This window comes from Caniella muris (genome assembly GCF_943193035.1).
Lineage (GTDB): Bacteria > Actinomycetota > Coriobacteriia > Coriobacteriales > Atopobiaceae > Granulimonas > Granulimonas faecalis.
Map to the genome: position 1 here is coordinate 161,302 of NZ_CALPCK010000003.1, position 11,885 is coordinate 173,186.

General features: G+C 75.0%; 8 protein-coding genes. All 8 read right to left on the reverse strand.

Translation table 11 applies throughout. From position 1 onward, the window contains the following. Positions 1-28 precede the first annotated feature (28 nt). On the reverse strand, positions 29-841 hold the full coding sequence (locus tag NFR49_RS10085) for a class B sortase (protein WP_251159475.1): 813 nt from the start codon (positions 839-841) through the stop codon (positions 29-31). Then, positions 832-2,745 carry an AAA family ATPase gene (locus NFR49_RS10090; RefSeq protein ID WP_251159476.1) on the reverse strand — a complete coding sequence of 638 codons (1,914 nt, stop codon included), beginning with the start codon at positions 2,743-2,745 and terminating at the stop codon, positions 832-834. The genes NFR49_RS10085 and NFR49_RS10090 overlap by 10 nt, the downstream gene beginning before the upstream one ends. An 18-nt stretch (positions 2,746-2,763) precedes the next feature. After that, complete coding sequence (mobL, locus tag NFR49_RS10095; protein WP_251159477.1) at positions 2,764-4,227, reverse strand: relaxase MobL; 1,464 nt, start codon at positions 4,225-4,227, stop codon at positions 2,764-2,766. Further along, entirely contained in the window at positions 4,220-4,822 is a 603-nt protein-coding gene (locus tag NFR49_RS10100) for a hypothetical protein (RefSeq protein WP_251159478.1), read from the reverse strand. The genes mobL and NFR49_RS10100 overlap by 8 nt, the downstream gene beginning before the upstream one ends. After that, entirely contained in the window at positions 4,809-5,165 is a 357-nt protein-coding gene (locus tag NFR49_RS10105) for a hypothetical protein (RefSeq protein ID WP_251159484.1), read from the reverse strand. The genes NFR49_RS10100 and NFR49_RS10105 overlap by 14 nt, the downstream gene beginning before the upstream one ends. Next, a complete protein-coding gene (locus tag NFR49_RS10110; RefSeq protein WP_251159479.1) occupies positions 5,162-5,608 on the reverse strand; it encodes a hypothetical protein in 447 nt (148 codons plus the stop codon). Before NFR49_RS10110 ends, NFR49_RS10105 begins: the two co-directional genes overlap by 4 nt. Further along, positions 5,608-6,093, reverse strand: a complete 486-nt coding sequence (locus NFR49_RS10115) for a hypothetical protein (protein WP_251159480.1) — start codon at positions 6,091-6,093, stop codon at positions 5,608-5,610. Before NFR49_RS10115 ends, NFR49_RS10110 begins: the two co-directional genes overlap by 1 nt. Before the next feature lie 173 nt (positions 6,094-6,266). After that, the coding region (locus tag NFR49_RS10120; RefSeq protein ID WP_251159481.1) for a hypothetical protein at positions 6,267-11,885 on the reverse strand (5,619 nt) is incomplete at its 5' end.

Consider the following 11,885-nt stretch of genomic DNA (forward strand, 5'->3'; position numbering starts at 1 on the left):
CTTAGGGGGCCTCATGCCGTCTGCTCCCTCAGACCCTGGCGCAGACCACCACGGTGCGCCCGCGCTGCCCCGCCCAGGGGCTCGAGCAGGTGACGAGGGTGAGGACCCGGGACGTGCCGTCCGCGGTCTCCTGCCAGCCCTCCGCCGACGCCTCCGCCCGGGTGCCCAGGGATGAGAGCCAGGACCTCAGGGTGGCGACGTCGCATCCTGAACCGTCCGCCCCGCCGGCAAAGTCGAAGCGCTGCACCTCGGGGTCGGCCTTGTCGCAGCGGAAGGCGAAGAGGGGCCGGAAGGTCTCGGTGCCCCGCTCCGGGGTGTCCAGGACGACCGTGCCGATGCCCTGGAAGACGCCGTCGTCCCATGCCCGGTAGAGGGGCGTGAAGGCCTCGCCGGGACCCATGTGGTGGCCGTAGACCATGGTGTGGGCGGCCAAGGCGTCGGTGTCCGCGTCCACCACCAGGGACCCTACCCGGCTCCATCCTCCCCAGAAGTCGTGGGAGAGCCAGTAGTCCGGGTCGTCCTCGGTGGCCTGGAGCACGGGGTAGTCGATGGGGGTCCCCTCCACGGTGAGCCATGCGACGCAGGCCGGGTTCGCGGCCCTCAGGGCCCCCCAGTCCCTTCCGCCGGCATCGGTCGAGGTCTCCTCGGCCATGGCCTCGAGGCGCGCCCCCTCCACCGCACCGGGGGCGAACCAGAGGACGGCCCCGGCCACGGCCAGGACCGCCGCCGCGATAAGGACCAGGTCGAGGGCGCGGCCCGCCTTCCGCCGCCCCGGACCGGCCGACGGGCGCGTCCTGCCCGCCCAGGGGGAGACCTGGCCGTGGGGCGCTCTCACCTCCATGACCCGGCCTCCACGACGACGCGGGCCTCGGACATGATGCGTCGGCTGAAGTTGAGGGCCGCCTCCTCGGGCTGCTCCGAGAGGAGCTCCCCCTCCACGTCCACGTGGAGCGACGCCGCCTCGGGGTGGCGCATGACGGCGTCGGCCACCGGCACCTCCACCTCCTTCTCCACGAGCCTGCGGATGCGGCGGGCGCCGCCGGCCGCGGCGTCCTTGACGCCGGAGGCGTCGTCGATGCGGTCGCTCTCGAAGAAGTCGGCGACCCTGGGGGCGAAGGACACCTCCACGCCGTGGAGCCTCTTGGCCTTGGCGGCCACCCGGTCGAGCTCGCGAATCACGATCCTCATGGACGTGGCCTCGGAGAGGGGCCGGAACGGGCACACGGCGTCGAAGCGGCCGAGGAGCTCCGGCGGGAACCGGGACTTGCCCCCCACCCCGTCCGAGGAGGTGAGGCGGCGCCTCACGAGGGGGTCGAGCTTGGTGAGCAGGTCCTGGGAGGCGTCGGAGTCGTAGCGGGCCACGTCGGCGAAGATGTCGGAGCCGGCGTTGGTGGTGCAGCAGATGTAGCAGGAGGAGAACGACGTGACCCGGCCGTTGCGGTCGGAGAGGCGGGCGTCGTCGAGGACCTGGAGCAGGAGCCTCACGGCGGCCGGGTGGGCCTTGTCCACCTCGTCCAGGAGCACCACGGAGAAGGGCCGCTCCCAGACCCTCTGGCAGAGCTCCCGGCGGAAGCGGTCACAGGAGGCCTCGGTGACGTACTCGCTCATGTCCAGGCGAACCATGGCCTCCTCGGTGCCGAAGAGGGAGCACGCGAGGGAGCGGGCCAGCTCGGTCTTGCCGACGCCGGTGGAGCCGCAGAAGAGGAACGACGCCTTGGGCTTGCCGGGGTCGCAGAAGCCGGCGGCAGCCAGCCTCAGCTGGGCGGCCACGACGCCGCAGGCCTCCCCTTGGGCGAACACCCGGGCCTCCAGGGCCCGGAGCACCTCGTCGGGGTCGAAGCAGGCCTCGAGCTTGGCCCCGCAGAGCCGCTCCACGGCCAGGGCCAGCATGGCACGGTCCAGCGGCGCCCCGCTCACCCGGTGCTCACCCACCACCTCGTTGGCGGCGAGCACCGACTTTCTGGGCTGGGCGTCGGCGGGCATGTAGTCGTCGGTGGCCTTCACGAGCGACGCGGCGAAGCCCGTCGGGATCCTGCAGTCCTCCTCCAGGTGGCGCTCCAGGAAGGCCTGGACCACCGAGACGCAGGCGTCGTGGCCCATGGGGGCCACGGTCACCCGGCCGAAGCGCTCGGCCAGGGCCTTGTTGGCCGACAGGTGCTCGGCCCACTCCTCCATGGTGGTGGCAGCCACCACGTGGACGCGGGTGTCGGCGGTACGGGCCAGAAGGGGCTTCAGGGCCTCCACGGCGCCGTAGGACAGGGCCTGGAGCTGGTGGAACTCGTCGATGAAGAGGCACACGTCGGCGTCCTCGCCCCTCGCGAGGTCCGAGGCCTCGGAGAAGACCCGCTTCAGGCGGGCGCCGAGCTCGTCGGGGTTGGAGAGGCCCGCCGTCATGGACGCCACGTCCAGCTCCAGCCAGATGCGCTCGCCGTCGGTCCTCGCGGCCTCGTAGGCGATGGTGGACTTGCCCGTGCCGGCGCGACCCAGGAGCACCACGTTGGAGCTCTCGGGGCGGGCCAGGGCGGACCTCACCTGGGCGAGCTCCGCGTCCCTGCCCTCGACGGCCCTGGCGGGCACCGGGCAGAGGTCGCCCCAGGAGGCGATGGCGTCGTACCCCGAGAGGTCCGCCAGGCGCCGGCGGGGCTCCGCGGCGAAACCGTCGGGGCCTTCCCCGTCGAGCCCGGAGCGCCCCTTGGGGGTCGAGAACACCGTCGAGAGCGATCCGTAGATGTCCATAGGGGCCATGGCGGCCCTCCTTTCGGTCTAGATCCCGTGCCCCCAGGGGTCCCGGGGGGCCTCCGGCGCCTCGGCGTCGGCGTCCCGCCGGGCTTTCTCCGCGGCCTTGGGCACGGACCCGTCGGCCTCGGGCCCTGGGCGGCGATGTGGGGGTGCCGCGGGCGTCTGGCGGCCCTTGGCCGCGGTGGCGCCGACGGCCGGCTGGCGGTCCTGAAGGGGGTCCTCCGGAGCCGGAGCCATCCGGGGGCCCTCCACGATGCCCAGGGCCACGGCCTCGGAGATAAGCTCCGGGGCGATGGCGGCGTCGGCGAGGTCCTGGAGGGCCTCCGCGAGGGCGTCGGGGGCGTTTCCGGGGGCGTGTCTCCGGGGGTCTTCCGGGGCGTCCTCCGGGCCTTGCTCCGGGTCCCTCCCGGCGACCGCGCGCCTTCGGCGGGACCGTTCCAGCTCCCGCTCGGAGAGCTCGGCCGCGGCCTCCGCCAGGGAGGCGAGCCACGCCGCCTGGAGCCCCGCCGTGTCCGATGGCCTCACGGACTCCACCTGGAGCCGCGCGGCCGCCCTCTCGGAGAGGGCCCGGGCGCGGCACGAGCGCTCTTCGGCGGCCGACCTCTTGGCCATGGGGCGCCCGAGGACCGGCCACGGGGGCTCAAAGGTGCCGCCCTGGCCGTCTGCGGCCAGGTCCCGGACCTCCTCGGGGGCCATGGCCTCCAGGGCGGAGGCGACCTGGCCCCGGGTCCGCGCCACGGCGTCGCGGGCGGACTTCCCAGCCGCGACCACGGGGGCCTCGAGGCCGTCGAGGACGGAGGCCTGGGACCTTTCGTCAGCGGCGGCCACGGCTGCCCAGGGGCGGCCGCAGGAGCCGTCCTCCAGGGCCTCGGCGGCCCGTCGCCGGGCCTCGGCGAGGCAGCGCCGGGGGACCTTGCCCTTAGAGGTCCGGGGGGACCGGCCCTGCTCCACCACGGAGACGTGGCAGTGGACGTGGTCCGTGTTCGTGTGGACCCCGGCCACCCAGCCCATGGAGTCGTACTCCTCCCCCACCCGCTCCATGGCCCGGGCCACGGCGGCGCGGACCCGGAGCACCTGGGCCCTCCCGAGGGCCAGCGCCCCCTTGGCGACGGCCCCGACGGACTCCATGAAGTACCTGGCGAAGGAGAAGACGAGGGTGACCACGGTGCGCCCGGCCAGGAACAGGTCTTGGATGCGGCGGCAGGCCGCCTCGGCCCAGGAGCCGGTGCCCGACAGGGTGGACCCGATGCCCTCCATGGAGCCGAAGAGCCTGCCGTCGGCCACCCTCCGGCCCCCGGGGACCGACGTCAGGGGCATCCGGGGCGGATCCGGGGCGAGAAGGGGCGCCGCGGTGGCGCCCAGGGACTCGCAGGCCCCGTCGCGGCCGACGTAGCGGGCCGCGTGGGCCCCCGGGGAGGCACCCCGGGAGCCGCCCCGGGGCGAGGGCACCGTGAAGGAGGCGGACACCACGCAGGGGTCGTCAGGCATCCTCGACGCCCCTCGGGCTCCTCACCGTCACGAAGGCGCCGAGACCCTCCACGGGCCAGCCGTCCTCGAGGTCGATGGAGTCCACGAAGACCACGGAGCGCTCCTGCTCCCAGGAGACCTGGGTGACGTCGACGGAGGCCGGCATCTCGAAGGAGGCCCCGCGAAGCCCCGAGAGGTCCAGGCGCGATCCGCGGAGGTGCAGGCCGGCGGCCACGAGGGACGCGAGGTCGGCGTCGGTGAGGTCCACGCACACCTGGCACACGGGGGCCTTCTCCCCCATGTCCACGACCGCGACCCCGTAGCCGAGCACCGGGGACCCCGCGTCGGCGTCGGCGGCCACCGACGCCACGCGCCCCGTCACGACGACCCAGGGCCTCATGTGGCGCCCCTCGTCGTAGGAGAGCCGGGCCGCGTCCACGACCACGGTGGCCGTGGCCGCCATGGAGCACTCGGTGGTCACCTCCGGGACCCCGGGGCCCCAACAGGACTCGGCGACGATGGCGCCGAGGCACTTGGTGCGGGCCTGCTGGACCCTGTCGGAGGGCACGCCGGCCATGGCGGCGAAGACCGCCTCGAAGGAGTCACCGGCGGCCATGGCGCTCACCTCCCTCGACCCTCTCCGCCAGGGCGTCGGCGGCGCGCCTCTGGAGGCGCAGGCAGGCACGGCCCATGGAGCCGAACCCGCGCCAGAGGGCGGCGGCGCACAGGGCCGAGCTCATGGCCGTGGGAGGGCCCCACAGGAGCAGGATCTGGGTCACGGTCCACTCGGCGGTGGCCCCCAGCAGCCGGGCCCAGAGGGCGGCGGCCCAGATGGCGGCGAGGGCGGCCGCCACGGCGGCGAGGGTGCAGGCGACAAGCCACAGGGCCGCCGCCAAGGCGGCGCAAAGCGCCCTCGCCGTGCAGGTCAGGACCCTTGGGGTCATCATGTGATCGGTCATGGGATCATCTCCTCGATGATTCTCGCGGCCGCCTCCGGGTCGTCGAAGACGAGGCGGCCGCACACGTCCAGGTCGACGACGCACGATCCGGGTGCGGCCGTCGCAAGGCAGACGGGGATGCCGGTGACCTCCCCGTCGTCGGCGGTGAGGGTCAGGGTGCGCCCGCGCACGGCCACGGCCACGGCCACGCTCCTCGCCCCGGGGCCGCGGTAGCGGGCGCGCCCCCCTGCCGGTGCGGGCGCCGGGGCGGCGGCAGCGGCGCCGGCGGCCCTGCGGCGGAGCGCGGAGGCGGCGGCCACGGCGGCGAGGGCCGCAATGGGGGCGGAGCCCACCAGGACCCCCCGGGCGACGTCGCCCGTGGAGGCCAGGGCGACGCCGGCCCAAGGGGCCCCCGCGGCGACGGTGATCGAGGCGGCGGTGACCGCGGCGCGGGCGGCTCCCATCAGTGGGACGCCTTCAGGGCGGTCTCCACGGACTCGCGGACCCAGGGCACCTGGGAGTCGTCGGCACCCATGACGGCCTCGATGAGGTGGAGGCGCCCCTGGGCGCGGGCGAGCTGGTCGCGGGCGTCGGCGAGGGCGTCCTTCAGGGACCCCACCTCGGCCGCCAGGTCGGCGATCTTGGCGTCGCGGTCGGCGATGCGGGCCTCCAGGCGCCCCGCCTCGTCGCGGGCGACGGCGCGCTCCTTCTCGAGGCAGTCCTGGATCACGGCCCCGAGGTCCCCGAGGACCCGGCCCATGGCGTCGGGCACCGCCTCCTGGGGCCCGGACGGGGCGCGTCCCGCCTGGGGCGCCGGGGCCGTGTGCGCCTCGGGCTCGCAGGCGACCTCGTAGTCGTCCGCCGGGCCCCCCTCGTCCTCGACCTCGTAGTCCATGGCGCCGTCGGCGTCGGCGAACCCGCCCAGGCCCCCCTCGAAGATGTCTTCCACGACCGACCCCTTTCCATCTCGGGCCCCGGGGCGCGCAGGCTCCGGGGCGCGGTTTCTCTCTCGGTAGAACCATGGCACACAGGAAAGGGGCCCGGGGGCTCGCCGCGGCACCCATAGGGCTTCTAGCTGCGGTTATGCCCCCGGACCCCTTCAATTGGGGTGACGGGTGGGCCCTAAAGGGCCATGCCCTCGTCCTTGCTGCCGAAGGCGTCGGCGGCCTCCTCGGGGATGGCCTCGAAGCGGGTGCGGCCCGACCGGGACCAACGGGGCTGGGGGGGCCTGTCGTGGAGCTCGGCGAAGCGGGCCCGGGCGTCGGCCACGGTGACCGGGCCCCTGCCCGACGCCTCCCGGAGGTCCCTCACGGAGCCGGGCTGGATGGCCTCGAGGCCGTCGAAGAGGTTGTGGGTCCCCTCGTCGGCGGCGAGCTGCTTCAGGCCCATGGCGTTGGGGTGGTAGGCGAGCCAGTCGATGACCGAGGGACCCAGGTGGTCGGCCAGGTCGTGGCGGGTGATGTCGGCCATGACGGGGCGGCCGTCGGGGCCGTCCACGGCGAGCCCCCTGGCGACCCTGTCGAAGATGGAGCGCTCCATGGGCAGGTTGTGACCGTCCCCGCCGCAGAAGAACCCGTGGGCCATGTCGGCCCACTCCCCGGGGTCCATCTGGCCGGTGCGGGAGGCCTCCCAGTGGGGGTTGCCCCGGCCGTCCACGGTGCACTCCACTCCGCGGCCGGCGACGACCTCGTTGGTGGGGTCGCCGATGAGGTCGTAGCGGAAGCTCGCCACCTCTGCGTCGTGCTTGGCCTGGAGCAGGGACTGGGTGGGGGCACGGAAGCACTCGTTGGTGGCCTCGATGTCGCCTCCGCGCATGGCCGCGATGCCGAGCTTGTGCTTGGCGCCGGCGAGGCCGACGGCCTCGCTCTTGGTGGCCGTGGAGAGCTGGGAGCCGCGGGTCTTCGCCCCGTCGCGGCAGAGGAAGGGGTCGACCCCGATCGAGGTCACCGTGCCGTCCTCGCCCATGGACAGGGCGTAGCCCATGTAGGCGGCGAGGTCGCAGATCTTGCCCACCGACCCCTTGACCCCCGGGGCCACCGTGGTCCTGTGGATGGACTCGAAGCAGCTCCTGGGGTCGGACACGGTGACCACGGCCTCCGGGCACAGGGAGGTGGCCCTGAGGCACCGGAGCACGGCGGCGCTCTCGGCGGCGCCGAACCGACGGTCCCCGGCGTTGGCCATGGCCCTGGCCTCGGCGAGGGCCGAGGCGGCCCCCGGGTCGAGGTGGGCCCCCAGGCGCACGTCGGAGCCGTTGTTGAAGAAGACCGGGCGCAGCCCGTCCTCGTCCGCGGGCGCCGACAGGTCCAGGCGCACCCCCTCGGCGGCGCAGGTGAGGGCGGCCTCGCACTCCCTCCTCGCCGCCCGCGACCTCACCGGCACCACGGCCACCGAGTCGCCGTCGAAGTCGCCGTCCATGGACTGGGCGATGACCGGGTTGACCGCGATGCACCCGTCGAGGCCCTCGTCGACCACGACCTCCAGGTAGCGCACGCCCCCGCGCCTCAGGATCGGGTCGCGCCAGACCAGGACGTGGTCGCGGTCCTCCACCCCGGCGTTTGTCGCCACCTCCGGCGACAGGGCCACCTGGTCCACGGCGAGGTCGGGGTCGGGGACCCACACGCAGGTGGAGCTTCCCTTGATACGGCGCTTGAGCAGGCACTCGAGGAACTCGTTCCTGGTGCCGGCGCACATGGACTCGGCCACATCGTCGGCGATGGCCCGGGCGCAGGCGCGCCCCCGGCCGCGGCAGGACTCCTGGAGCCGGGCGCAGGCGGCGGCCGCCTCGGCCTCGCCCCGGGCCTCGTGGATGCGGGCCCAGGCGCCGTGGTGCTCGTAGCCCATGGCGGCGACGATGAGGCCCACGTAGTTGCGGGTGACGTCCTCCATGTGCTCGCTGCCGTCGGCGTCGACGGTGGCGCCGCGCCAGGCGGAGCCGATGACGGGCATGTAGTGACGGCCGCCGGCCTCGGGGACGGGGCGCGGCGCCCCGTCGGGCTCGGTGCCGAAGTCCACGGCGAAGGGCAGGTCGATGTAGCCGCCGGGGCCCGACAGCAGGGCGCAGGCGGCCTCCCGGGCCGCGTCCTCGTCCATGGCCAGGGTCCCGTCGGCCCTCACCTTGGAACGCCCCGCGGCGAGGGGGGTGGGGAGCCGCATGGGGCGGCCGGTGAGGTCCCCCACCGACTCGATGCGGGAGATCTCGCCGTCGTCGGCGATCCGCACCCCCATGGCCTGGGCCCTGGCCTGGATGCGCCTGAAGCCGCGGTCGTTGGCGAACAGCTCGCTCTCCAGGGCCTTCAGGCCGAAGCCGTCCACGATCCAGAGGAGCTGGCCGGAGGAGTTGCGGCCCTCCCCCTTGTCGGGGTCGTAGACGTTGGTCTTCTCGTCGGTGGTCTTGTCGGTGATGTCCACGAGGACCTCGCCGCAGCCGCCGGCCACGGTCACGGCCCCGCGCGGGACCACCCGGGTGGAGCACCCGGCCGCCTCGAGGTCGGACAGGACGGCATGGGCCCTGTCCCGCGCGGCCGCCTCCGCGGCCCTGGGGCCCCGGCCTCCCGCGGCCCGGGCGGCGTCGGCGGCCGCCGCGGCGCGGGCGCAGGCCAGGACCAGGGAGCGGACCCCCTCGGCCTCCTCCGATGTGAGACCGAGGCCCACGAGGATGCGCAGGGGCCCTCCCCCGGGGGCGTCCACGGGGAGCTCGACCACGCGGGCGTCCTGGGAGAGCCAGCGCTCGACGCGGCGCCCGAGCTTGCCCTCGTCCACGACGGGGACCCCGTCGGGGCCCGCCTCGGGCGACCCGTCGGCCCCGACGGCGTAGGGGATGTCGCCGAAGGCGCCTTCCGGGGCGGCGGTGGGGGCGGGCATGACGAGGTCGGCGGGGTGCTCGAGCATCTGCACGAGGGTGCCGCCGTTCATGCGGGACAGGAACGAGTGGGGGCTCGCCGCCACGTCGAGGTGCGGGTTCATGGCGAAGAGCCGGCAGGCGTCGGCCTTCGACGGGGAGAGGGAGGACAGGTCGGCGTCGGGGTCGGCGACGAAGGAGATAACGCCCTTGTTGCCGGCCTTGTCGCAGAGCTTGTCGCCGGCGTGGAGGGGCCTCTGGCCCCCGTCCTCCGTCGGTACGGGGTGGGCCTCGGCGAAGGCGCGGCCCACCACCCAGGCGTCCTCCATGGTGAGCCCTCCCAGGGGCAGGAGGGCCATGGTGGCCCGCTGGTTGGCCCAGATGGCCCCCTCGGCGTTGGAGAGGGTCATGGCCATGCGGTCGGCCGTGGAGCAGTCGAGCACGGGGGCGTGGTTGGCATCGTCGGCGAGCGGGCTCGGGGTCTGGACGGGGTTGCCGTCGGTGTCGAGCACCGGCACCGGGTGGCCGTCGGCGTCCACCTCGACGCCCTTGCCGAGGACCCTCACGACGCCCTGGGCGTCGGAGGTGACGTTGACGGCCGAGTCGCAGAACATGCCGTCGAAGCCCACCACGCGGATGCAGTCGCCGCCGGTGAGCGACAGCCCGTCGCTCATGCGGTCGGCGCTCCAGGGGCGCCCGGAGCGCTCCCCGATCCTCTTGAGGGCGCCGTAACCGGCCTGCTCCCGGAGCTGCCGCGGGAAGCGCACGGTGTTTCTCCCCTGGGCCACGAGCACCCCGAGGTCGTGGCCGTGGACGGCCATGGAGGCGAGCTGGCCGGGGGCGCGGCGGTCCTCGATGAGGGAGCGCACGAGCCGGTTCAGGGCCCGCTCACCGTGGCACACCGAGGCCCCCTCGGGGCCGGCCGCGGACCTGCCGGTGCGGCTGGCGAGGGTCTGGCGGGTGACGCAGCGGCGGACGCCGGCGGCCATGGACTCGGCGAAGGAGGTGAGGCGGATGCGCTCCCATGGGGGCACGGCGCTCTTGGCCCCCCGCAGGTAGCGGCCCTGCCAGCCGCCGACGAACTCGATGTCGGGCCTGCCCACGTAGCCCGTGCGCATGATGCCGCTGCCGTCGGTGGAGGGCACCTGGCCCACGGTGCCGGAGACGACGGTGCCCTGGGGGGACCGGGCGCTGTAGGAGATGACGCCGTGGCCGTCGATGGCGAGGCCCTCCACCTCGGCGCCCACGGAGCGGCAGGCGTCGGCCACGGCCGACAGGCACGCCCCCTCGAGGCTCTCCGGGTCCACCTCGTCGACGGTGCGGGCGCTTTCCGGGTCGAAGGCCACGAGGGCCTCCAGCTCGTCGTAGGCCTGGGAGGGGTCGTCGGAGACGATGTCTTCCGGGGAGAGACGCGCCTGGCGCACGAGCTCCCGGATCTTCTGGCGGCAGGTGATGGGGCCGTCGGGCCCCGCGGCCCAGGCGGCGACCCTCACCGGGTCGATGCGGAAGCCGCCGCCGGCCCTGGGACCCCCGACGCGGCCGTCGGTCCAGATGCGGGCGGCCTTGGCGCAGGCCCCGGCCCGCTCCCGCGGGGAGGCATGGGGCCCGACCAGGGGAAACCCCTGGGCCTCCTCGGGGTCGAACCCGGCCTCGGCCCAGTCCGAGCCCCCGGAGACGACCTTGAGGAACTGGCGCTGGAGCGAGGAGACCTCCTCGTCGCCGTCCCAGGCCCCGAAGGCGCCCCCGGCGTCGGCCGTGGCGGCCATGGCGGGAAGGCCGAGGCGCTCGACCAGGGCCTCCTTGGCGGCCTCCACCATGGAGTCGAGCTCGCGCAGGGCCGTGTCGCGGTCCACGTCGGCCACGGGACGGCCGCGGTTCGGGCCCGGGGAGCTCACCTTGAGGCCCGCGGCCACCGGCTCCGGGCTCACATAGACCCTCACCGTGGAGTCCGCCGTGGCGCGCACGGCGATGGACCCCATGCGCCTGCGGCCGTCCGGCAGGGAGGGGTCGCGGAGGCGGCCGCGGCCCTGGGCCCTCACCGAGCGGGAGAACTCGTCGTTGTCGGCGACGCCCGCCAGGGACCCGTCGAGGGGGTTCCGCTGGAGCCAGACGCGCCCGTCGGTGTCGGTGACGGCGAAGTCGGCGTGACGGCCGCAGAACACCCTCATCATGGCCCTGACGTCGCTGGGGGCGAGGTCGGGGGACGGCTTGGTGGACCTGAGGGCGCGTGCCGCGTCGGGCTCGTCCTCGGCGAGGCGCCAGGTGGCCGCCCCGTCGCGGATGCGCCCCGCCTCAGAGGACCGGTCCACGGCGGCGAGGCGCGCGGAAAGCTCGGGGTCCGCCTGGGGGGCGGCGCCGTAGGAGGTGGACATCACGCGCACCGAGGAGCTGCCGAGGGCGGGGTCCTCGAGCCTGGCCTCGATGCGCAGGTGGTCGGAGGCGTCCCTGGCCTGGGCCGTGGCCCCCTCGAACGAGAGGGTGAACCCGACGCCCAGGGCGTCGAGCTCGGCGAGGGCGGCGGCCCCCAGGGCGGCGCTGTGGCGGCACCGCTCCATGGTGGCGTCCATGGAGCCCCGCAGGAGCCCCACCCTGGCGGCGGCGTCGGGCACGGCGCCCAGGACGCGGCGCACCGTGCCGCCCACCCGCTGGAGGGCGCCGGCCGAGTAGTCCGACCAGGGGCCGGCCCGGCGCTCGCCCCGGCCGGGGAAGTCGCCGAGGAGCGAGGCGGCGCCGCAGACCCCCTCGCGGATGCGGCGCCAGCCCTCGGCGTCCAGGAACGGCGCGAGCAGGCTCGCCCCGCAGACGTCTGCGGGGGTGACCAGTGGGAAGAAGGAGGCCGCCGGCGAGCCGAAGCGGCCCGGCACCGACGCCCAGGGGCTGCGGCCGGACCTGACGTTCTCGGC

Coding starts and splice junctions, on each gene's coding strand:
- NFR49_RS10110 (WP_251159479.1), bottom strand. CDS start 5,608: ATGGGAGCCGCCCGCGCCGCGGTCACCGCCGCCTCGATCACCGTCGCC.
- mobL (WP_251159477.1), bottom strand. CDS start 4,227: ATGCCTGACGACCCCTGCGTGGTGTCCGCCTCCTTCACGGTGCCCTCG.
- NFR49_RS10105 (WP_251159484.1), bottom strand. CDS start 5,165: ATGACCGATCACATGATGACCCCAAGGGTCCTGACCTGCACGGCGAGG.
- NFR49_RS10090 (WP_251159476.1), bottom strand. CDS start 2,745: ATGGCCCCTATGGACATCTACGGATCGCTCTCGACGGTGTTCTCGACC.
- NFR49_RS10085 (WP_251159475.1), bottom strand. CDS start 841: ATGGAGGTGAGAGCGCCCCACGGCCAGGTCTCCCCCTGGGCGGGCAGG.
- NFR49_RS10100 (WP_251159478.1), bottom strand. CDS start 4,822: ATGGCCGCCGGTGACTCCTTCGAGGCGGTCTTCGCCGCCATGGCCGGC.